This window comes from Terribacillus saccharophilus, from assembly GCF_046592595.1.
GTDB classification, from domain to species: domain Bacteria; phylum Bacillota; class Bacilli; order Bacillales; family Amphibacillaceae; genus Terribacillus; species Terribacillus saccharophilus_C.
Window position 1 is genome coordinate 414,361 of record NZ_JAWVPF010000001.1, and the last position, 22,338, is coordinate 436,698.

At 44.2% G+C, this 22,338-nt stretch carries 18 protein-coding genes; 5 read left to right on the forward strand and 13 right to left on the reverse strand.

What is annotated here, in order from left to right; translation table 11 throughout:
• The first annotated feature begins 147 nt into the window (after positions 1-147).
• Together SFC25_RS02030 and SFC25_RS02035 are read left to right on the forward strand one after the other, a co-directional pair.
• Complete coding sequence (locus tag SFC25_RS02030; protein ID WP_411213676.1) at positions 148-1,623, forward strand: ABC transporter permease; 1,476 nt, start codon at positions 148-150, stop codon at positions 1,621-1,623.
• A 15-nt stretch (positions 1,624-1,638) separates the two neighbouring features.
• Complete coding sequence (locus SFC25_RS02035) at positions 1,639-2,316, forward strand: ABC transporter ATP-binding protein (RefSeq protein WP_411213677.1); 678 nt, start codon at positions 1,639-1,641, stop codon at positions 2,314-2,316.
• A 41-nt stretch (positions 2,317-2,357) separates the two neighbouring features.
• Here SFC25_RS02035 and SFC25_RS02040 read toward each other — a convergent pair whose 3' ends face one another.
• Together SFC25_RS02040 and SFC25_RS02045 are read right to left on the reverse strand one after the other, a co-directional pair.
• On the reverse strand, positions 2,358-3,719 hold the full coding sequence (locus tag SFC25_RS02040) for an amino acid permease (RefSeq protein ID WP_411213678.1): 1,362 nt from the start codon (positions 3,717-3,719) through the stop codon (positions 2,358-2,360).
• A 33-nt stretch (positions 3,720-3,752) separates the two neighbouring features.
• Positions 3,753-4,370: an acetate uptake transporter gene (locus SFC25_RS02045; protein ID WP_411213679.1), complete on the reverse strand. Its 618-nt coding sequence runs from the start codon at positions 4,368-4,370 to the stop codon at positions 3,753-3,755.
• 156 nt (positions 4,371-4,526) lie between these two features.
• Here SFC25_RS02045 and SFC25_RS02050 point away from each other — a divergent pair, with 156 nt between their 5' ends.
• Together SFC25_RS02050 and SFC25_RS02055 are read left to right on the forward strand one after the other, a co-directional pair.
• Positions 4,527-5,948, forward strand: coding sequence for an amidase family protein (locus SFC25_RS02050; RefSeq protein WP_411213680.1), 1,422 nt, complete (start codon positions 4,527-4,529; stop codon positions 5,946-5,948).
• A gap of 315 nt (positions 5,949-6,263) precedes the next feature.
• Complete coding sequence (locus tag SFC25_RS02055; RefSeq protein WP_411213681.1) at positions 6,264-7,730, forward strand: amino acid permease; 1,467 nt, start codon at positions 6,264-6,266, stop codon at positions 7,728-7,730.
• A 17-nt stretch (positions 7,731-7,747) separates the two neighbouring features.
• Here the strand turns inward: SFC25_RS02055 and SFC25_RS02060 are convergent, their stop codons facing one another.
• From SFC25_RS02060 to manA, 3 genes are all read right to left on the reverse strand, one after another.
• The gene (locus tag SFC25_RS02060; protein WP_411213682.1) at positions 7,748-8,017 is read right to left on the reverse strand and encodes a DUF4190 domain-containing protein; all 270 of its coding nucleotides are present in this window, start codon (positions 8,015-8,017) and stop codon (positions 7,748-7,750) included.
• 107 nt (positions 8,018-8,124) lie between these two features.
• On the reverse strand, positions 8,125-10,149 hold the full coding sequence (locus SFC25_RS02065; protein ID WP_411213683.1) for a penicillin-binding transpeptidase domain-containing protein: 2,025 nt from the start codon (positions 10,147-10,149) through the stop codon (positions 8,125-8,127).
• 136 nt (positions 10,150-10,285) lie between these two features.
• Entirely contained in the window at positions 10,286-11,239 is a 954-nt protein-coding gene (gene manA / locus SFC25_RS02070) for a mannose-6-phosphate isomerase, class I (RefSeq protein WP_411213684.1), read from the reverse strand.
• 214 nt (positions 11,240-11,453) lie between these two features.
• Here manA and ytvA point away from each other — a divergent pair, with 214 nt between their 5' ends.
• On the forward strand, positions 11,454-12,251 hold the full coding sequence (gene ytvA, locus SFC25_RS02075; RefSeq protein WP_411213685.1) for a YtvA family blue-light photoreceptor: 798 nt from the start codon (positions 11,454-11,456) through the stop codon (positions 12,249-12,251).
• A gap of 31 nt (positions 12,252-12,282) precedes the next feature.
• Here ytvA and SFC25_RS02080 read toward each other — a convergent pair whose 3' ends face one another.
• The 8 genes from SFC25_RS02080 to yycF form a co-directional block, all read right to left on the reverse strand.
• Positions 12,283-12,840, reverse strand: a complete 558-nt coding sequence (locus SFC25_RS02080; RefSeq protein WP_411213686.1) for a TetR/AcrR family transcriptional regulator — start codon at positions 12,838-12,840, stop codon at positions 12,283-12,285.
• A gap of 21 nt (positions 12,841-12,861) precedes the next feature.
• The gene (locus SFC25_RS02085) at positions 12,862-15,177 is read right to left on the reverse strand and encodes a YhgE/Pip family protein (RefSeq protein ID WP_411213687.1); all 2,316 of its coding nucleotides are present in this window, start codon (positions 15,175-15,177) and stop codon (positions 12,862-12,864) included.
• Between the two features lie 368 nt (positions 15,178-15,545).
• Positions 15,546-16,754 carry a S1C family serine protease gene (locus tag SFC25_RS02090; protein WP_411213688.1) on the reverse strand — a complete coding sequence of 403 codons (1,209 nt, stop codon included), beginning with the start codon at positions 16,752-16,754 and terminating at the stop codon, positions 15,546-15,548.
• 56 nt (positions 16,755-16,810) lie between these two features.
• Entirely contained in the window at positions 16,811-17,608 is a 798-nt protein-coding gene (locus SFC25_RS02095) for an MBL fold metallo-hydrolase (protein WP_411213689.1), read from the reverse strand.
• Between the two features lie 13 nt (positions 17,609-17,621).
• Positions 17,622-18,485 (reverse strand): two-component system regulatory protein YycI, encoded by an 864-nt coding sequence (locus SFC25_RS02100; protein ID WP_411213690.1) that lies wholly within the window; start codon positions 18,483-18,485, stop codon positions 17,622-17,624.
• A complete protein-coding gene (locus tag SFC25_RS02105) occupies positions 18,485-19,780 on the reverse strand; it encodes a YycH family regulatory protein (RefSeq protein WP_411213691.1) in 1,296 nt (431 codons plus the stop codon). Before SFC25_RS02105 ends, SFC25_RS02100 begins: the two co-directional genes overlap by 1 nt.
• Positions 19,777-21,624, reverse strand: coding sequence for a cell wall metabolism sensor histidine kinase WalK (gene walK / locus SFC25_RS02110; RefSeq protein WP_411213692.1), 1,848 nt, complete (start codon positions 21,622-21,624; stop codon positions 19,777-19,779). Before walK ends, SFC25_RS02105 begins: the two co-directional genes overlap by 4 nt.
• 5 nt (positions 21,625-21,629) lie before the next feature.
• Positions 21,630-22,334, reverse strand: a complete 705-nt coding sequence (yycF, locus tag SFC25_RS02115) for a response regulator YycF (protein ID WP_095219677.1) — start codon at positions 22,332-22,334, stop codon at positions 21,630-21,632.
• Between the last annotated feature and the right edge of the window lie 4 nt (positions 22,335-22,338).

A 22,338-nucleotide genomic window follows, 5' to 3' on the forward strand; every position in this document is an offset into this window, starting at 1 on the left:
GAAGATTCCCGATTTTATCACTTTCAGCAAATCTTCAGCTAGCTTTCAAGTGCACTTCAGCACGTGCCCCCATACTAGCAATTAGCCGAAGCGGGCGTGGCTCAGATGCATTATAGCATGCCCGGAAAAAGTAAAGGAGCTGGAAAAATGAATTTCTTGAAACGTGCTTTTTGGAGCATGAAAGCAAAAAAGGGAAAGACCTTGTTACAATTGGTAATTTTCACGGTCATATGTGTATTCGTCCTATCTGGACTTACGATTCAATCAGCAGCCAAAGCATCTAGTGAATTGGCAAGACAAGAGCTGGGAGGCTCTGTCACCCTTCAGGTTGACCGAGAAGCAGCGATGGAGAAGCAGCAGAGTGAGCAAAGTGAATCAGACGGACCACCACAGTTCACAAGCACACCAATCAGTCTGGATGATGCTGAATCCATCGCGGCTTTAGATCATGTGAAGAGTTATAACTACTCTGTATCAGCTTCTGCTAATGCGGAAGACTTCGATATTATCGAGAGCAGCACATCGACAGACAGCAGTGACACAGAAAGCGAACAGGCTCCTGGCGGTGACCAAGGCCGCGGCGGTATGGTTCAAGCCGATCTTACGGTAAATGGTACGCTGACCAGTGATGAAGCAGAAAGCTTCAGTGATGGCGAAGCAGAAATCGTAGACGGACGAGGCATTGAAGAATCTGATGCCGGCACGAATGTTGCAGTCATCGAGCAAACACTTGCAGAGGAAAATGATTTAGCGGTTGGAGATACAATCAATATCAGCTCAGCAAGTGATGAAGACACAACACAAGAACTGGAGATCGTAGGTATCTATGAAACAAGTTCAGCAGGAAGTGACCAAGCGATGAACTTCTCCTTCCTGAATCCATATAACACGGTTTATGTACCATATACAGCAGCGAATACGCTAAAAGGCGAGGACTACGCAGATACAGTTGAGTCTGTCACATATCAAATGGACGATGCAGAAAACATCGATGCCTTCATTGCCGCAGCAGAGCAAACGGATGTCGACTTTGATGTATATCAATTGGATGCAAACGATGATCTTTACCAGCAGATGGTAGGACCAATCGAGAATGTCGCTTCCTTTGCGAAGAACATTGTTTATCTAGTAACTATTGCAGGCGCGATCATCCTTGCATTGATCGTTATGCTATCCATTCGTGAACGTAAATATGAAATGGGTGTGCTTATGGCGATTGGTGAGAAGAAATGGAAGCTGGCAGGACAGTTCATCACAGAAATTGTTGTGATTGCCATTGTTGCAGTCGGTTTGTCTTCTATTTTCGGAAATCCAATTGCGAACGTACTAGGCAACCAGCTACTAGATCAACAAACAACGGCATCAGCCGAGACAGCATCTGCATCCATGCAGCAAGGACCTGGCGGTGGCGGTGGTATGATGGGCGGCGGCCCAGGACAAGCTGTCTCCGATGCATTCAGTCAGCCTAGTGAAGCAATCAGCAGTCTGAATATCAATGTGACATGGGAGAACATCTTGATTCTTGGCGGTATCGGACTGGCAGTGGCAATCATTGCAGCGCTTATCCCATCCATCTCGATCCTTCGATTGCAGCCGAAAAACATTTTGACAAAACAAGAATAGAAAGCAGGGGTAATTATGACAGCACCATTATTGGCATTCAAAAACGTTGGCTACTGGTACACGGATAAACAAAATCCGTTATTTCAATCTGTGAATATCGATTTTTATAAAAATACATTCTATACGATCACCGGTACATCCGGATCTGGCAAAACCACTTTCCTGTCTTTGGCAGGAGGGCTGGACAAAGCCAAGGAAGGAGACATCGAATATGACGGGAAATCCATCCGTAAAATGGGGCTTGGCAAGTTCCGTCATGATTATGTCTCGATCATTTTCCAATCTTATAATCTGATTCCTTACATGACAGCGTATCAGAATATTGCTTCAGCAATGGCCATCACCGGGAAAAAAGTGGAGAACCAAGAGGACTACATCTTAAAAATGCTGACAAAGGTCGGCATTTCTGAAGAGCAGGCAAGGCAGCGCGTTCTGACGCTTAGCGGCGGGCAGCAGCAGCGCGTGGCCATCACTCGGGCCTTCTGCTGTGACACTGATTTGATAGTAGCAGATGAACCTACTGGGAATCTGGATGATAAGACCTCCAAGGAAATAGTAAAGCTTTTTACCGATCTTGCTCACCAGGAGAACAAATGCGTCATCATGGTTACCCATGATCCACAAATTGCTTCCCAATCAGATGTGACGATCCAGCTTTCCAATGGCAGTTTCCGTATGCTGCAGCATGTATAAGAACACAAAAAATGCGTATCCAATCAAGGATACGCATTTTTTCATTTTCGTTTCAGCTTGTAACCAACCGACAGGATGATTACCCAGATTGGCAGAATAAACAACGCCAGACGGTAATCCGGAATGAAGCCCATAATCACAATTACCGCTACTAAGAATAGCAGGACCAAGTAATTGGCTATCGGATATAGCGGCATTCTGAAAGATAGCTTACTCGCTGCTGCCTTACCAATCCGCTTCCGAAACGCTAAATGGATAATGACAATCATGATCCAGTTGATAATAACGGCGATTGTCGCAATCGCCATCAAATAGCTGAACACTTTTTCAGGGAACAGATAGTTCACGATGACAGCTATAGCTGCCACTCCTGATGATACAAAGATCGCCGCCACCGGGGCTCCTGTCCGTTTACCGACTTTACCCAGGAACTTCGGTGCATTTCCTTGCTTAGCCAAGGAGTGCAGCATACGTCCGTTACTGTAAAGACTGCTGTTATGCGCAGATACCGCGGCAGTAAGAACGACTAAATTCAGGATACCTGCTGCTGCCGGAATTCCGACGCCGTCAAATATCTGTACGAACGGACTGCTTTGACCATCGATTTGATTCCAAGGAAAGACAGACATGATAACGAGCAATGCACCGACATAGAAAATCAATATCCGATAAACAACTTGATTGATTGCTTTCGGGATCGTCTTCTTCGGTGTATCGACTTCACCTGCTGTAATTCCCACCAATTCGACCCCGCCGAAACTGAACATGACAAGGACAAGCGATAAGATCACACCCGTCCAGCCATTCGGCATGAAGCCGCCCTCATCAAACAAGTTAGAGAAGCCGGTCGGTACACCGCCGTTCCCAATACCAGTGAAGATGATAAGCAAGCCAAGAACTATCATCCCGATAATTGCGATAACTTTGATGATGGCAAAGTAAAATTCGAACTCACCATACAATTTGACACTCAAAAGGTTGATAAATGTAATCAAGACCAGAAAACCGAATGCCGTGATCCAAGTAGGGATACTTGGGAACCAATACTGTACGTAGATACCGACGACTGTCAGCTCCGCCATGCTTACTGCAACATAATTGAACCAATAATTCCAGCCGGAAACAAATCCGAAGAAATCGCCTAAGTTTTGATAAGCATAATAACTGATGGATCCGGAGTTCGGTGAATCCACAGAAAGCTCACCCAGTGCCCGCATGATGAAGAAAATCATGATACCGCCGACTAAGTACGCAAGTGCTATTGCAGGTCCAGCCAGTCCGATCGATGAAGCAGAACCATAAAACAAGCCTGTTCCAATTGCTCCGCCAAGCGCAATCATCTGCACGTGACGATTTTTCAAACCTTTGTGTAAATCATTCGATGCTCGATTATTTCTTGCCATGTCTATGCCCCTTGCTATCTATCTCTTTGTGTTCTAGTCTGCTTTCGTGAAGACACGGAATGCTTTGCCAATCGGTAGGACGGTATGTCCATAATGACCGTTCAGAACAGCAGCAGCAGAACCATAGAAAGATAGTAGTGAAATAATTAATTCCGCAACGCCCGCAAGCGTATGAGTTAGTTCATATGCTATATCAAATGAACTTAAAGATAAACCGATAAATAGAAAATCGATTGCAACAAATATAAAGAATAATACTTTATGTGTCCCCATAGCTCCAACTGTCATAAAGAGACTGAATATAAGATATCCAATGAAAGCTACACCTAATTGACGGCTGTCAGCAGCTGTTTGCAGGTTTTCTCCCAACGCACCAAGCTGGATGAGCCAGCTCATGCCGACGCCGAACCAAAACAAGCCGAAAGCACCAAATGCTGTTGCCCCAAGGATATTATTGTGTTTAAAGTCCTGAGCGGAAGCAATTAGCTGTGCAATGCCTCCTAAGAAGAATGCCCATGGCAGAATCATGGAAAGTCCTTCCGTCAAACCAAGTTTTTGCGAAGATGCTACTAATGTGACCATTGCTAGTCCGAATAATCCCAATGCGCTAGGATCGGCAGTCAGCACCTTGACTGTCTTTGCTGTTTCCAAATCTTTTTCCCCTTTCTGGATGCTTCCATATAAATGATAAAATCGAGGTCCCCTAGAAGTTTATTGCAAGAAAATTTAGTATAATTAACAAGTCCGACTTATCTAAATACAGAAGATTTTCTAATCATACACATTTTACAGGGGAGAATCCAGTCTATGAATATTTTTACAATTAAAGAAATGTCAATTGCATCCTTGCAAAGTGAATTAACAGCTGGAAATACAACATCCGTACAGTTAGTTCAAACATATCTAGAGCGTATTGCAGAAGCAGATTCCATTGAAGATGGAACAAATAGTGTACTGGAAATAAATCCGGATGCATTATTTATTGCCGAACAGATGGATAAGGAAAGAAAAGAAGCAAAATTGTGCGGGCCGCTTCATGGCATCCCCGTTCTGATTAAAGACAATATTGATACAGCAGATGGTATGCACACAAGTGCCGGCACCTTCGTTCTTGCTGATAATTTCGCTAAAGAGGATGCCTTTATTGTGAGAAAACTGCGGGAAGCAGGTGCCATCATTTTAGGTAAGGTCAATATGACGGAATGGGCCAATTTTATGTCAGAGCCGATGCCGAATGGTTTCAGCGGCCGCGGAGGCCAAGTACGAAACCCTTATGGCAGCTTTGATGTCGGTGGTTCCAGTTCCGGAACTGGAGCATCCATTGCGAACAACTTGGCAGCGGTCGGCATCGGAACAGAAACAAGCGGATCGATTCTCAGCCCCTCAAGCAGCAATTCGCTCGTTGGAATCAAGCCGACTGTCGGTCTGGTATCCCGCAGCGGAATCATTCCGATTGCGCATAGCCAGGATACTGCTGGACCTATGACGAGAACAGTCCAGGATGCAGCCACTCTGCTGCAAGTGATTGCTGGCCACGATGATGCAGATCCTGCCACTCTTTCCGCTCCATCCCTTCCGGATTATATGGAGTCCCTCCAGGAAGATGGGTTGAACGGAAAACGTCTTGGTATAGACGGACTGACATTGGATGGTCTTGCTCCTGAAAAACGTGAGTTGATGGCGAAGGCTTTTGATGCATTGCGTAAGCAAGGAGCAGAACTTATCGACGTAAAAGTTCCAGAGATCAAGAGGGAATCCAGTGTGCTGTATCACGAATTCAAGCATGGAGTGAATCGATACTTACGAACAGTCTCAGCCCATCTGCCTGCCCATACATTAAAAGAAGTGATTGAATGGAACCGCATCAATACTGAGACAGCGCTTTTGCACGGGCAGGATATACTTGAAGCAGCTGAAAAAACAGATGGGACTTTAAAACAGAAGGATTATCTGCAGGACAGACTAGCTGATATACGGGAGTCTCGTACCGAAGGTCTCGATCAAGTTATGGCAGATGCTGAACTCGATGCTATCATTTTCCCTAGTTATTATGGCTGTGATATAGCTGCCAAAGCCGGCTACCCTTCCATCACTGTACCTGCAGGGTACACCGAGGCTGGTGAACCTTTCGGAATTACGTTTACAGCCGGTGCTTTTGAGGAATCTACCTTAATAGAAATCGGCTATAGCTACGAGTGCGCTACGAAGCACCGAAAAGCTCCAAAATAATCCATTCTAAAATACAGTTGAAATCTGTCCCCTTGTATAGTAAAGTTAGGGAGGTTTTCAATTGCATAAGAACTCATTGATTTGCATAGGCACTCATTAATCAATGAAAATAGTACGCAGCTTTTACAAGCTGTATCTGGACCGACTAGGTTCAGAAAGATCACGTGAGCTATCATACACGTGCTGCGCTATCTTAATTATTTTAGAATGATGCTGTTGTATATAATAAGCCGTTCAGATAGAGCAATTCTATCTGATACGGCTTTTTTTAGTAAGTACACAGCAACATGACATACTATAGACGAGGTGAAAGAAGTGAGCAACAAACATAACAACACAGCGCCCGGCCTGCAAAGAAAGCTCAAAGCCCGTCATTTAGGGATGATCTCCCTTGGAGGTACGATTGGTACCGGCCTGTTCCTTGCCAGCGGCGGTGCAATCAGTGAAGCTGGTCCTGGCGGCGCACTGCTGGCATACGCCCTCATCGGCTGTATGGTCTTCTTCCTGATGACCAGTCTTGCAGAGATGGCTGCCTTCATGCCTGTATCTGGCAGCTTCAGCACGTATGCAACTAAATTCGTCGATGAATCACTTGGCTTTGCACTAGGATGGAACTATTGGTTCAGCTGGGCATCGACTATCGCAGCTGAGCTTGTTGCTGTCACACTGATCATGGATTTTTGGTTTCCGGATACACCATCGTGGATTTGGAGTGCGATCAGCCTGATCATCATGTTCTTGCTGAATTATATTTCCGTTAAAGGATTCGGGGAATCTGAATATTGGTTCGCCTTAATCAAAGTAATCACCGTTATCATCTTCATCATCGTGGGTCTATTAATGATCATTGGTATATTAGGCGGTGAATCTCCAGGATTTTCAAACTTCACAACAGGTGATGCACCATTCAATGGCGGATTCCTTGCGCTGATCGGTGTGTTCATGGCTGCCGGTTTCTCCTTCCAAGGTACAGAATTGCTTGGTGCTGCCGCTGGAGAAGCTGATAATCCGAGAGAATCCATTCCTAAAGCGATTCGATCTGTTTTCTGGCGTATCCTGTTATTCTACATTCTGGCTATCTTCGTCATCGGGATGCTCATTCCGTATACAACAGAGAGCTTGGCAAGTGAAGATGTACAGCTGAGTCCCTTCACACTTGTCTTTGAGAAAGCTGGAATTGCTTTTGCTGCGTCCGTTATGAATGCTGTCATCCTGACAGCTGTCTTATCTGCGGGTAACTCCGGTATGTATGCAAGCACTCGTATGCTATGGAACCTTGCCAAGGAAGGAAAAGCACCGCGTTTCCTTGGAAAGCTGAACAAAAACGGCGTTCCTGTCAATGCCTTGATCGGTACTGCAGTTGTAGGGTGTGCAGCCTTCCTTACTTCCTTCTTCGGTAACGGAGTCGTATATATATGGCTATTGAATGTGGCTGGTATGACTGGCTTTATTATCTGGATCGGAATCGCAATCAGTCATTATCGCTTCCGGAAAGCGTACATTGCCCAAGGCAATGATGTGAAGGATTTGCCGTATACAGCGAAGTTCTACCCATTCGCACCGATATTCGCACTTACATTGAGTATCATTGTAGTAGTCGGACAGAGTGTATCTTCCTTTACAGAAGACGGTTTCGATCTTGGAGGATTCATTGCTTCTTATATCGGCATTCCAATCTTCCTGCTATGCTGGCTTATCTATAAAGTGAAATATAAAACAAAAATGCATAAACTGGAGGATGTCGATTTGACAACTCCTGAACATGAAACAGCCCCGGACTGAGTCCGAGGCTGTTTTTTTTAATAATAGTATCCTGGCATTGCCAAGATCATAGTGAGTATGAAGATGAAATAGATGATGATAAATGCCTGGAAGCATAATCCAATGATTCCACATACTCTTCCTGCCAAATATAATGCCTTTGCTGCTTCTGTATCTTCAGTTACCTTGATACTTTTATTTGCGAATATAAGTGCAAGAATACCTGTTATGATCCCAATCACTGGTAGTGTTATCGACAGAATACCAAGTGCCAGCGTGCCTGATGGTGAATAGCGTTTTCCTCCCATATCTCCATCTCCTTCCTTTACTTCTCAATTATATTCCCTTCCGACATGTTATTATAGTGTATTTCTTGCTATAGAAAAAAAAGCGTGCGAGACTCGCACGCTTTATCTTATTTGAAGACATTCTTCACTTTTTCGACAGTATAATGGCTGCCGCCTTTATCCTGTACACCTTCTATCATCATACTGATCAGCATATCCTGTTTATCGTAGTCATATGCAACGAACCAGCCATTTTCCGTACCGTTCTCATCATCCTGGCTTTGCTTCAACTCAGCAGTTCCCGTTTTGCCTGCAAGTTTCAGTCCATCCACTACAGGTTTATGTGCTGAGCCACGTTCATCTTCTACAACACCGCGAAGACCTTCCGTAATAGCATCTGCTCCATCCTTCGGCAGAACTCCTTCATGCCATACGACAGCTTCCTCTGCTTCGGACTTAAGCAAAGTCGGCTTGATCAGATTGCCATCATTGACGAACGGTGTATAAGATGCTGCTAAATGAAGCGGAGACATAAGTACTTGCCCCTGGCCATAACCAGAATCCGCAAGCAGTGTTTCATTATCAAGGCCCTCATTGGAGATTGATGATGCTGCCGTCGGGAATGCATAATCCAATTCTTCCTCGAAACCGAAGGATTTCAAGCCTTTTTCGAAGTTTTCCGCTCCGGTATCCACTGCTGTCATCGCAAAGTAAATATTATCAGATGTAATCAGTGCATCCTCGAGGTTCACATCCGACAAGCTGTCGGAAACCCGTGTCACACTGTAATTCCCGAACTTGCCATCATTGTCCCATTTCAGCCCTTCAATATGCTTCTTCTGATCTGGTGTGATGACCCCATTCTCCAATCCAATAGCAGCTGTTAGCGGCTTGATGGTGGAACCTGGCGCATATGCTTTATTGAATTTAGCTGAAAACGGACTGTTCTCATCATTGGTAAGCTTTTCGTATTCCTCATCATTCCAGCCGAATATGAAATTATTCGGATCATATGATGGTGCACTTACCAATGCCAGAGTAGCTCCGGTTTTCGGATCCAAGGCAACAGAAGCACCGCTGTCATCCTTCAGCTGATCATAAATCTTCTCTTGGGTATTGATATCAATGGTCAGCTCGACATCTTCCCCATTTTTCACGTCTGTCTCAGCTATTACTTCTTGTTCATCGCTGTCTTCTGAAACCGTATAGATTTTCCATCCTAATGTCCCGCGAAGCTGATCCTCATAAACGGATTCCAAGCCAGTTGAACCAACAGAGGAATTCGCATCGTAATTGGAGGCATTGTCATCCTTCTCAAGGAATTCTGCATCCACTTTCTTCACATACCCGGTCAAATGTGCTGCTGCTTTTCCGTATGGATAATACCTTGAAGTTGTATCCGTACTCTGTACACCTGGAAGTGACGTTACTTCTGATGCTAAATCACGCTGATCTGGACGCAATGTTTTTATTGGCACGTCTACTTCATCCGTCACCCAGCTCTGTTCCAGCAAGCTATCAATCTCTTCCCGATCCATCTCAAGCAGCTCAGCTACTTGATCCAGCGTCTCATCTCGTGTCATCCCTTCCCCTTCCAACTGACCAGGGATGATACCGATGGAAGGAACAGTCGCATTGAATGCAAGCTCCTCTCCATTCGTATCCAAAATCCGGCCCCGTTCTGGTTCAACAGAAGTGATGCGGACGCTCTCGTTATCATTAAGCTGTGCAAAAATATAGGAAGGGTCCCAATTTACTTTCCAAGTCGCACCGTCTTCGCCATCTACTTTGACTAGCTCTGCATCTTTATCGAAGTTCACTTCTCCAGCAACAGTCTGCATGGATACTGACAAAGGCAGCTGCTGGGTATCCGCGTCCGACTTCTCTTGCTCTTCGGATACATCACCAGCAGTGACCTTCAGATCTGAAACGCCAGTTTGATCATAAATATCTGTATAGCGTTTAACGAAATCTTCCTTCGAGATCTGCTTCTGTGATTCTTCTGTCAGCTGCTCGTACATTTTATCGAAATCCTGAGCGTTCCAATTGTCTACAAATTGATCAAGACCATCCTTAGCTGACTGATCATCCGAACAAGCAGAAAGCAGGAATATCATACTAAGGCCTAATAACAATGCTGCTAATCGTTTCATAGTTCACCTTTCCTGTCTTTATAAACTGTTCCCCAATTATAGCATATGCAAGGAAAAACTTTGCAGAAAAAACCCAACTATTTCCCAGGAAATAGAAGCATGCTGTCGAAAGAAAAGAGCAAGTTTTAACTTGCTCTTACACATGAGAAGTAATCGCTTCAAACTGTCCTTTCAACGTATAATTGTTAATGTGAACAGGCAGTACGAAATGATCGCCTTTATTCAATGGATAGGAATGACCCTCTAATATGATTTCGCCGTATCCTTCAATAATGCTGACTTGCAGGAATGAATCTGGAGCTTTCATTTCGACGTTTCCTGCCAGCTGCCAATGATAAACAGTAAAGTACTCATTTTGTACGAGCTGCTGCTCCGTTAGGGCACCATTTGCCACAGGTGATTTTTTTGTTTCATTTGTTACATGTGGAACAGTCGAGACAGCTTTGGCAGAATCCAGATGCAGCTCCCGTTCCTTTCCTTGATCATCCTTACGATCATAATCATATACACGATATGTAATGTCAGAGCTTTGCTGTGTTTCCAAAATGACAATACCTGCCCCAATAGCGTGAATCGCCCCGCTTGGAACATATACGAAATCACCCTTCTTCACAGGCATCTTTTTCAGAAGCTGATCCCATTCACCTTTATCGATCATCTGTTCCAGCTGTTCTTTCGTTTGTGCATGATGCCCGAAAACGATCTCAGCCCCAGGCTCTGCATCGACTACATACCAGCATTCCGTCTTTCCGTAAGGTTCGTTCTCCACTTTCTGCGCATAGTCATCAGCAGGATGGACCTGTACAGATAAATCCGTCTTAGCATCGAGGATTTTCACTAGCAATGGATAGTCTTCATTGTTATGTTCCCCGAATAATTCCCGATGATTTTGCCATGCATCCAATAATGTTTTTCCAGCTAATGCACCATTCTGTATCTTGCTTGGTCCGTTCGGATGGGCAGAGATCACCCAAGCCTCACCAGTGTGGCTGGATGGCAGCTTATAACCGAATACATCAGCAAGCTTCGTTCCTCCCCAGATCCGCTCTTGTAAAGCAGGTTCCAGAAAGATGGGCTCCTGTTTATACATAAAAAATCCCCTCACTTTTAGACACTATCTTCTCTCCATTATTTTACCAATAGTTCCCTTCAGCGACTATATATAATTGTTGTATACCCTTACAAGTTTATATATGATGTACGTAACCAGCTAGAAGCCTGCAGCTCAGAATATATGACGTTTAGGAAACAACGGATGAGGAAGTAATAAGAATAAGATTCTTATACAGGAAGGAACGGAAACTATGGAAAGAGAAATCCACTACTCCACTAAGATAAGCGATGCCTTTTTTCGCCAGGTCATCGATTATGTAGGAGCCGGCGTTGTTATCACGGATCCTTCACTGCCAGACAATCCAATCATCTATACGAACAAAGCATTTGAAACGGTCACAGGTTATACGACAAAAGAAATTATCGGCCAGAATTGTCGTTTCCTTCAAGGAGAAAAGACTTCAAGAGAAGAAGTAGCCAAGGTACGAAAAGCAATAGAAGAAGAGCAGTCTATCATTGTAGAATTGCTGAATTACAGGAAAGACGGGAAACCATTTTGGAACGAGCTTTCTATGTATCCAATTTTTGTTCCGAGTGAAGATAAGTTATATTTTGTCGGTGTCCAGAAGGATGTATCCGATCGGAAATCCGAGGAAATCAGGGCAGATGACTATAAACAAGAGGCTTCCCTGCTGTCTACTCCATTTGTTCCAATTTCCGAGAAGATTTGCATACTGCCTCTTGTCGGCAATATCAACTCTGAGCGCTGGGAAGAGATTTACCAGCGGATTTCTGCACATGTTTACGATCATGATGAGGAGATATTCATCATGGATCTGCAGGGCATAAAGGATATGAATGATGATGTGCATAGCGGAATCCTGCGACTCCATAAATTACTGCAAGTGATGGGCGCTCGGCTGATCGTTACTGGAATTGAACCGAATACTGCAAAAGCGAGTGTTAAACTGGCTGACTTCCGTAAAAAACAAATATCCTTCTATGCAACTGTTCAGCAAGCATTGGAAGGTATTCGCGCCAGCCATTAGAATAAAAACCGCTGCTATATGCAGCGGTTTTTTAATGGATTTGTGCTCTGATGATTTCGGAAATGGTTTCTTTTGGCAGCGGTTCATGCTGCCGCTCCCAATCGGAAATAAGCGCAATGTATGTTTTATAAACAAGAAAAGCAAGCAGCTCGGGATCATGTTTTGTAACAATGCCTCTTGCCTTTTCTTTCATGATTACGGACTTGATATAATCGATAATCTGTCTCTCTACTTGGGTAAGAATCTCCAATACTTCTGCTGTACCCAATTCCTTTGCTTCCTGTCCCATCTTTATCAGCAGCTGGTGATTTTCACGAAAACCGAGAATCGCATCCAGCATTGCTTGAATATTTTCATGAAAAGCTGCATCTTCCTGTATTGCTGTATCTGCCGCTTGTCGCAATTGCCTCATTGTCCGTTCTAAGATGGTGGAGAACAAAGATTCTTTACTGTCAAAGAACGTATAAATCGTGCCCTTCGCTACTTTGGCTATCTTCGCAACAGAAGCCATCGTTGTCGCTTTAAAACCAAATTGACTAAAAGACAAAGCTGCCGCTTCGATGATTCGTTCTTTTTTATCTGTAATCATTGTTCTCTACCCCTTTTTGTTTTACATAGAAACTGCAGGCTCTTCTTTATCACTCTTCTTGAATTTACGAGTCTGCAATACATATACGAGTATTGTCAAAGCTAAGAATAGCACAGAAAAGATGCCCAGGTAACCTGCTTGCTGCCATAGATAGCCCCAGTCATCGCCAATGGAGATGATCTCACGGAACCCATTGATGGCATAAGTCATCGGAACGAATTTATGCACAACTTGGAAGAATTCCGGAAGCAATGCCACCGGGTATGTTCCTGCGCCTGCCCCAATTTGGATCAGCAATACAATGATACCCAAGAAGCGTCCTACATTATCCAATGCAACCGTGAGCAGCTGAATCAGCAGGAAGCTCGTAATGCTGAATAGGATTGCGAATAGAAGCAGCCGCCATTCACTATGCACCTCCAGGTGAACCACATGCACCAACATAACGACTGCAAATATTGATTGAAGCACACTGACAAACAGCACAATGCTGAATTTGCTCAGGAACCATGCAAAACCTGATGTCGGCTCACTTGCCGGGTCACGAAGCGGGAAGATATTCGTGAATACTAATGCTCCTACAAATAATCCTAAGGAAAGGATGTATGGCGCCAGTCCTTCTCCATAGGTATGCACAGTACTCAATTTTTCATCCTTCACATCCGTCGGACTAGCAAACATTGTCTCTGTTTTATCGCTTGTACTGATGTTTGCATCATCAGCGCCTTTTGCCAGCTCATCATACAATTCGCTGCTTCCATCGGTCACACTTTGTGTACCGTCGGATAGAGTTTGAGAACCCTCTGTCAGCTGCTGCGCTCCATCAGCCAATTGCGGTCCATTCGCATTCAATTGATCTAGTCCTGCTGTCAGCTGCGTGCTGCCTGATTGCAGCTGATTCAATCCATCATTGACTGATTGGGAACCTGAGACTAACGCAGGAGTTCCTTCAGCTAACTGACCAACTCCATCTGTATACGCTTTGATCCCAGTATTCAAGTCTGTTTGTCCAGATTGTATAGCTGTTGCACCAGCCAAAAGTTTACCAGTGGCATCATTGATACCGTTCAACGCTGTTTGTGTCTGCTGCGCACCTTCAGCCAGCTGATTGATTCTATCAAGTTGCGTTGTCACTTCTGTCAGCTGCTGTTTGATTGCTTTTGGATCGATATCCGGAAGCTGTATATCAGGTGAAGATCCGCCAATCTGCTGCAGCTGATTTTGGAGTTCTTCTTTCTGATCATCCGACAGATCACTGCTTGCAATTGTATCTTCTATACGTTGCAGCTGTTCTGCCTGCTGATCCTCCACTTGCTGCTGAGATCTTTGCAGCTGCTCTGCCAATTCCATCATATCAGTCAGTCTTGACTGGGCATCTTCCAGCTCACCTTTGACTGCTTGAGCTTCCTCATTTGCTGCAGCGATTCCATTATTCAACTTCGGAAAGCTGCCAGCTAATTGATCCGTAGCTTGCTGCAATTTTTCAAGACCGCTCGTCAACTCATCTGTGGCAGAGACCAATTTATCCGAGCCACTAGTCAATTCCCCGCTCTTGCCATTCAAAGTCTGCAACCCGTCATTGACCTGATTGATTCCCTGATCAAGTTCTGGATACTGGGAATTAAGAACTTGAATACCTTGATCCAATTCCTGCATGCCAGTATCTGCTTCACCGACCTTCTCTGTATAGGTGGCTGTGCTAGTTGACAGGCTAGCCAAGTTCTTGCTTAAGTTTTTCGCGCCTTCATTCACTTCGCTTGAACCATCTGCGAGTTCTTTGGAACCATCACTAGCCTTTTTAAGTCCATCGGCAACATCGGAAAGACTGGCAAAGACAGAATGGGCATACTCCTCTGTTACTTGTTCAGCCACTTCTTTCTCCAGCTGCTGCATAGCACTGTCTGTTATTTTAGATGCTGGATAGTTCTTTCCTGGGTTGGAATAGTAATCAATATCCATCTGTTTTGGGTCTTCATCCAGTAATGTAGCCGCATTTGCGGAAAAATCCTCTGGAATTTTCACAACCATATAGTAGTCCTCGGATTTCAATCCATCCATCGCTTTCGATTCATCCACGAACTGCCAGTCGAACTTATCATTGTCTTTCAGATTATCCACAAAGTCGTCACCAACATGGAGCTCTTTGCCTTCAAATGTGGATCCTTTATCTTTATTCACGACAGCAACTGCCAGGTTATCAGTTTTATTATATGGATCCCAGTTAGCCGCCAGAAAGATAGTACTATAAAGCAGCGGAACGACTAAAATACCGCAAATGGCCAGGAGCATTTTCCGGTCTTTCCATATGCGAAGCCATTCTTTTTTCAACATGTTCATAACTTTTCCTCCTATATTGTAATGCACGAGTTGTCCACACAGACCGAATGACCAAAATTGACTTTTGGTCAATTTACTAGCCAATAATAGCAGAAAAAGCCTATTACCACAACGGTTTGGCTCAATAAAAAGAATGTAGTCGCTTACACTAGTTTATCCACTGTAATTGTGCATAACTTGTGCATAACCTCTTTATACACAACATTCCACACACTATGAACATTTTATCAACAGACTTATCCACATATGCACAGACCGGATTCTTTATTTAGTAATAAGAATATTTGTTCGCTACAAAATAGAGTATGTTATCCTCACACGCATCCACAGGTTGTGCATAACTAAAAAAGACAGCCTATTAGGCTGCCTTATTGCTGTTCACTTAATGTGACTGTTGTCTCGTTTTTCTCGCCATCCCGGTAATACGTCACCTTCATTTGATCTCCGATTTGTTTATCTTCGTAGAGATGTTTCCGCAAAGAAGTCATATCATTTATCGGCTGGCCATCCAGCTCTGTAATTACATCCAGCTCCTGTAATCCTGCTTTTTCCGCAGGAGATAGTGCTTCAAGACTCCAAATATAGACACCATTCTCCATGTCATTTGGTAAGCCTAGATGCTCCGTCCGTTCCGATGCCGGTATCTCATTCAATGAATAAGCTTCTACTCCCAAGTATGGACGTTCCACTTGACCATTCTTTTCGAGTTGCTCCATGATAGGCACTGCGCTATCAACTGGAATAGCAAAGCCGATGCCTTCAACGGATGATTCCGCGATTTTCATCGAATTAATACCAATCAGCTGCCCTGCCATATTGATAAGGGCACCGCCGCTGTTACCTGGATTGATCGCTGCATCTGTCTGCATAACATCTGCCTGCCAATCCGCTCTGCCATCTCCATTGAAATCCTGGGGAACGGTGCGGTTGACTCCACTGATGATACCTTGTGTAACTGATCCGGAGAAGCCCAGTGGATCCCCGATTGCTATAACCGGCTCACCCGTTTTGACAGTAGATGATGTTCCGATCTCAATGACCTGCTCCACTCGGGAAGCATCCATCTCCAAGACTGCTAAATCAGTGAATACGTCACTGCCAAGCAGCTTTGCGGAAATTTCCACTCCATTATGGAGGATAACATCTACATCCGTAGCTCCTTCGACAACATGGTGATTGGTGACCACATAGGCTTTATCGCCTTCTTTTTTATAAATGACGCCAGATCCGCTTCCGGCAGCACTCTCCTCCTGTGAGAAAAGTGCATCACCCTGCTGCAGATTTACAACACCAACTACTGCTGGTGCAGTTTTATCGACAATATCGGTAATACCTGATTGGACATCCACACTGACATTCTGCAAATTAGGATTCTGATTTGAATCTGAAGCGAGCTGTGTGGCCTCTCCTTGCTGCGACTGTGATTGGTCGTTCGGCGTAAGACTGTCTCGATCAAGGCCATAAGCGACAAGCAGTACAATACCGGCTCCGATGATACCGCCTAATATAGCTGGCAGCAGCCAGCTTGCGCGCTTCGGTTTTTCCGGTTCCTTGTGGTGATCATCAAAATAGTCCATGTTAGCCTCCGTTCCAATTCTTTTCGATATAGCTATCTTTCCACCATTTCGGAAATTTAAACTATCTGGAAAATCGGTGTCGGTGTTTTAGGATCGGTATCATGCAACTCAATGTGTTTATTCAAATCAAAGCCTCGCTCCTGCAGGATATTTCCCACAGCAAGCCGTGCAAGGTCCTTCATATTATTATCGCGGCTCAAATGCGCAAGATAGATACGCTTCGTGTTGTTATCAATCAAGTCTGTGAGAGCAAGCGCGCTATCTTCATTGGAAACATGGCCAAGATCACCAAGTATCCTGCGTTTCACATTCCACGGATAAGCGCCCATCTGCAGCATGCTCACATCATGGTTTGCTTCAAATATATAAGCATCTGCTTTCTCAACGATTTTCTTCACTCGATCGGATACATAACCCGTATCCGTCACCAACGCTACCTTTTTACCTGCATGATGGAAAGCATAAAACATTGGCTCCGCCGCATCATGGGATACACCAAATGACTGTACATCCAGATCTCCAAACGTTTTCGTCTCTTCCATGTTAAAGACAAATTTATGATCCAAAGGTATTTTCCCGATGCTGTTCTCCATTGCTTTCCATGTTTTTTCATTTGCATAAATCGGCAGATCGAATTTCCTTGCTGCCACACCTAATCCTTTTATATGGTCACTATGTTCATGTGTGACTAGGATTTTCGTAAGTGACGCCGGATCAATTCCTGCCTCCTCCAATAAACGCTGCAGCTCCTTGCCAGTCAAACCTGCATCGACCAGGATACGCTCTTTCTCCGTTCCAATAAAGAACGCATTCCCGGAACTGCCGGAAGCAAGTACGCTAAAGCTTAACGTCATGCTGTTTCACCTCTTATTGTGTTTCTTCTGTCTCTGGCTGTAAACTGCTTAGAAAACCTGACTCTGTTGGAGCGTATATATATGGATAATCCGGTAGCAGTAAATAGAAATAATGCTTTTCATTATTTACTGTTATCATATACGCAGGTGCATAATTCGGCTTGGAAGAGAGCTCAATTGTCGGGTAGAAGCCTTTTTCAACTTTTATTGTGTCATTACTTTCGATCAGCTGCTGGCTTTGAAGTGCCTGGACCGCCTGCTTCTCTGAATACTGCTTCAGATCTTGATCTTCACTCTCTTCAAGCTTTTTAAAGTCTTTGATATATGTTTGTGTATATTCTACAACTTCGTAATCTTCATTAATCGTGACAAGCAGTAAACTATCCGGACTGAAATATGTTTGTCCTTGATTGATTTTTTGGAAGAACATCAGCTGATTTCCCTGTCTGCCCCAGTACGTATACTCTTCTGCAAACAAGACATGATCATTGATGAAGCCATTTAGCTCTTCGAGAGCCTGTTTATTGTCATCATCAATCGGAAATTCAACATGCAAATCCTGCGGTTCCTTAAATGTTGCCTTCAACTGCGTATTTGAACCCGAGCTGATATCAAAGTTCATCTTATCTCGATTAGGAACCTTGTCCAATTCATCTTCCGTAAAATGAAATTTGGTTGCTTCATACTGCTGGTTCGTATCCGTTTGCTGATCGGACAATTCTTTATATCCTTTTACACTATCCAAGACAGCTGCCTGACTTTCTGTTTCCAGCACTGTCTGCTCTGTTTCTTCCTGCGGGAACAGCTGGAAAACCAGATACACGTTCAGAACCAGGAAGGCAAGGATGAACGTCAGCTTTATCTTGTTCCATTGCATCAGTTCTTCCCTCCTGTCGTGCTACCTTCAACTTCCAGCCAATCCCCTTGGTATTTTACATACCAGCATGGCTGCATGTGGTACTTAAAAATATCGGATTCTTCATATTCCTCCAACTTATAACCAATGACTACATCATCTATATCGCGTGGGCTGTATTGATTCTCTTCTATCCAGTCCTGAACGTCCTTAGCCTCCAACGAAACATTACTTTCTGAGTTGCCTGTAGTCCCAATATTAAGCAAGGTCCTCTCATAGCTGACGGGATCCGGAAGATTGTTTTGCATCCGGATCGACATAAGTGAAAGACCACTTGCTTGGAACACTGGATAACCATTACGCACCATTCGGAACTGGAAAGTAAAGCTACCTTCGCCGCTTACTGCATATAAATTAAAATTATTTGTCCATCCTTTATGAGAATTGATTGTATTTATCGCTGCTTGCAGCTGATCGGCCCGTGTAGCTGTCCCCATGCTTGAAGAAGAGGGATTTGAATAGCTGTAAGAAGCAAACTGTCCGCTATTGCTGAACTGTACGGATTCCAATCGATTGGCGTCAATGTATTGATCGGAGCCTTGAACCGAAGGATCTTCCATATAGATCCCTGCAAATGCATTCCTGGAGATCGTCTCACTACGAACGATACTATCACTTACATCAATCTTCTCAGGTAAATAAATCTGGTTCCAAGTATTCGTTTCTGACAATGTCACAGCAGCTGTTAGGTTCCCGCTATTGAGGATCTCATTAATATTATTTGTCACAGTAGCTGTTACCACATTTTCCATTGGGTTCTCCTGGTGTTCGTTCAAGAAGAGAAGTCCAGTCGAACCATTTTCATTAGGCGTTAGATAGACTCTCGTGAAGCCGCCATTTCCAAGTCTATTTGTTATATTTTCTGCTCCTTCTACTTGAAACAGATTGTTCAATTGAGAAAAAGCAACAGTAACCGGATATACGAGCTCTACACTGTTGGCGGGAATTTGACTTTGACTTTGATCATTACGTTTTGTATCTGTCAGCGTCCAGGAAGACAATTGATCAATGAATTTCTGCTCCTGGTCCTTCGACGTAAATACGAAGTTACCATCATTTTTATGAATGTACGTATGTGCCGGCCGGACTACATCAGCCAATTGTTTCTCCACACCATCCAAGGTCTTTGGTTCCTCGGTTCCAATTCCCTCCGATTCTAGGCTATTTGGCTGGAAAGTCCAGACATAAGCTGTCAAAACTAAGCTTAACGCTACGAGTATAATCAGCAGAATCGTACTGAATGTCTCCAGCTTCATCGCACCTCACCCCTTTTCCGGTTGATCGGAATGGTGAAGAGCACGGTCGTGCCTCTTCCTTCCTTGCTCTCTGCCCAAATGACGCCATGGTGCGCTTCGACAAGGTCCTTCGCAATGGCAAGGCCAAGACCCGTTCCACCCAATTTACGTGTACGAGCTTTGTCCGTCCGGTAAAATCGTTCAAATATCTTATCTAGTTTTTCATAGGCTATACCCATCCCCTCATCGGAGATGCTTACTAATAGCTTCTGACTGTCTTTACGAAGACGGAAACGAATGGTACCACCATCCGGAGAATATTTAATTGCATTACTAATCACGTTATCCAAAACTTGCATCACTTTATCTTTATCAATTGTGACAAGTGCTTCTTCTTTCGGCAAGTAGCGTTCGAAATGGATATCATCCCGTTTGTTCATCTCAAAGCGATCGATTACATGATGGAAGAAATCAACAAAATTAATGCGATCCCACTCCATTGTGTAGTTGCTGCTATCCATACGGGAGAGCTGCAGCAGATCATTGACAAGCCGTATCATCCTATCTGTTTCCTGCTGGGTCACATCAAGAAAATGCGGCGCAATTGATTCATCCTTCCATGCACCATCTGTCAGCGCCTCCAAATAACTACGCATCGTTGTCAGAGGTGTCCGAAGCTCATGCGAAACATTAGAAACAAATTCTCTCCGCTCCTGATCAATTTGTTCCTGTTCGGTAACATCACTGATCACTGTGATGAATCCGCTGATTTGCTCGTATTCATCCTGTACGATAGAGAAGTTGCATCGCAACAGTAAATACTGATCATCATCACTCATATCAATGATGATTGATCCAGTTTCCTGGATTTCGGTGATATCGACGATCTTTTCATTCAAATTCAATACTTCAATCAAGAATTGACCGCGCACTTCGTCAGCACTACGTCCAATCAAGCTCTCTGCTGGAGCATTCATTAGCGTTATAGCTCCATTCCTGTCGGTTGCGATTACACCATCCGACATATGGGAAAGGACAGAGCTCAGCTTACGGCGTTCCCCTTCCGTCCGCATATGGGCTTGCCGGAGTTCATCGTTCATGTGGTTGAAAGTACGTGCCAGCTGACCGATTTCATCTTCACCATATACATTTACACGTTTGGAGAAATCTCCTGTCGCCATGACGCGGGCTTGCTTTTGCATCTCCTTGATTGGCTTCGTTATTGCCCGGGCAATGAGTATTCCTAAAATGGCAGCAAAAATAAGGGCTATGAACGTTGCTTGCAGGAAAATGATATTCGTACTTTTCAGCTGGCTGTATACTGGTTCAATAGATGTACGTACATAGATTAAGCCGAGTAATTCACTTTCGCCATTGCTGTCTGTTCCCATGATGTTGTAAAAAGATTTAAGCGTTCGGTCACCTGATTCTTCATCAATGACAATATCCGTTTTTTCAGTGGAGGGAAACCCATTGTTGGTTATTGCCTGTATGATGTTGTTGTCCGTCACACGGGCGCCAACAGAGTTTTGGTCACCAAGCTCGCTCGTACCTACAAGCTGTCGCTGGGTATCAATGACCTGAATCTTTGTTTCTTCCCCTTCCGAATAGTTCTCGAGCAGATCAGCAATATCTTCCTCTAGAGTAGGATCGGTCGGGGACCGTTCTTCCTCAAATTCCTGCACCAGTGATTGTTCCAGCCAATCCATATTGGAATTAAGCGAGGTTCGCGTATTGTTAATCAACTGATTTTCCAAGCTGTTGGTAAAAAAGACGCCGATCAACAAAAGAGCGATGATCAGCAGCAAAATGTAAACGACAACCAGCTTTAGGCTCACAGAACGAAAAAAGCCTATCTTATTCATAGATGTTACTCCTGTTCAGGGCTGCGAAGATAATATCCTACGCCCCTTCGTGTAATGATCCAGAGCGGACTGCTCGGATTGTCTTCGATTTTCTCACGGAGACGGCGGACAGTTACATCGACTGTACGAACATCGCCGAAGTAGTCATATCCCCATACTGTCTCCAGCAAATGTTCACGCGTCATGACTTGTCCGCTATGACGGGCAAGATAATGAAGCAATTCGAATTCACGATGTGTCAGTTCTACCTGTACTCCATCATTTGTTACGGTATAAGCTTCCGGATGGATGACTAGTTTACCGATTTCGATATCTTTGTTCTCTTTGCTGTCATCTTCTGGAATCTGAGCCTGTCTGCGCAAATTCGCTTTGACACGGGCAATTACTTCCCTGTTGCTGAAAGGCTTCGTCACATAGTCATCGGCCCCAAGCTCAAGACCGAGGACCTTATCTATCTCCGCATCTTTTGCAGTCAGCATGATGATTGGCATATTATGTGTCTTCCGCACTTCACGGCAAACTTCATTGCCGTCTTTGTTCGGCAGCATGATATCCAAAAGGATCAAATCCGGGTTCTCTTGCTGCACTAATTCGACAGCTTCATCTCCGTCATAGGCACAGATCACCTCGTATCCTTCCTTCTCTAAATTGAATTTCAATATATCAGCGATTGGTTTTTCGTCGTCCACCACTAAGATCTTATGGTTCATCGTA

Coding starts and splice junctions, on each gene's coding strand:
- SFC25_RS02035 (WP_411213677.1), top strand. CDS start 1,639: ATGACAGCACCATTATTGGCATTCAAAAACGTTGGCTACTGGTACACG.
- walK (WP_411213692.1), bottom strand. CDS start 21,624: ATGAATAAGATAGGCTTTTTTCGTTCTGTGAGCCTAAAGCTGGTTGTC.
- SFC25_RS02090 (WP_411213688.1), bottom strand. CDS start 16,754: ATGGACTATTTTGATGATCACCACAAGGAACCGGAAAAACCGAAGCGC.
- SFC25_RS02050 (WP_411213680.1), top strand. CDS start 4,527: ATGAATATTTTTACAATTAAAGAAATGTCAATTGCATCCTTGCAAAGT.
- manA (WP_411213684.1), bottom strand. CDS start 11,239: ATGTATAAACAGGAGCCCATCTTTCTGGAACCTGCTTTACAAGAGCGG.
- SFC25_RS02030 (WP_411213676.1), top strand. CDS start 148: ATGAATTTCTTGAAACGTGCTTTTTGGAGCATGAAAGCAAAAAAGGGA.
- SFC25_RS02095 (WP_411213689.1), bottom strand. CDS start 17,608: ATGACGTTAAGCTTTAGCGTACTTGCTTCCGGCAGTTCCGGGAATGCG.
- SFC25_RS02100 (WP_411213690.1), bottom strand. CDS start 18,485: ATGCAATGGAACAAGATAAAGCTGACGTTCATCCTTGCCTTCCTGGTT.
- yycF (WP_095219677.1), bottom strand. CDS start 22,334: ATGAACCATAAGATCTTAGTGGTGGACGACGAAAAACCAATCGCTGAT.
- SFC25_RS02080 (WP_411213686.1), bottom strand. CDS start 12,840: ATGATTACAGATAAAAAAGAACGAATCATCGAAGCGGCAGCTTTGTCT.
- ytvA (WP_411213685.1), top strand. CDS start 11,454: ATGGAAAGAGAAATCCACTACTCCACTAAGATAAGCGATGCCTTTTTT.
- SFC25_RS02040 (WP_411213678.1), bottom strand. CDS start 3,719: ATGGCAAGAAATAATCGAGCATCGAATGATTTACACAAAGGTTTGAAA.
- SFC25_RS02065 (WP_411213683.1), bottom strand. CDS start 10,149: ATGAAACGATTAGCAGCATTGTTATTAGGCCTTAGTATGATATTCCTG.
- SFC25_RS02105 (WP_411213691.1), bottom strand. CDS start 19,780: ATGAAGCTGGAGACATTCAGTACGATTCTGCTGATTATACTCGTAGCG.
- SFC25_RS02060 (WP_411213682.1), bottom strand. CDS start 8,017: ATGGGAGGAAAACGCTATTCACCATCAGGCACGCTGGCACTTGGTATT.
- SFC25_RS02085 (WP_411213687.1), bottom strand. CDS start 15,177: ATGAACATGTTGAAAAAAGAATGGCTTCGCATATGGAAAGACCGGAAA.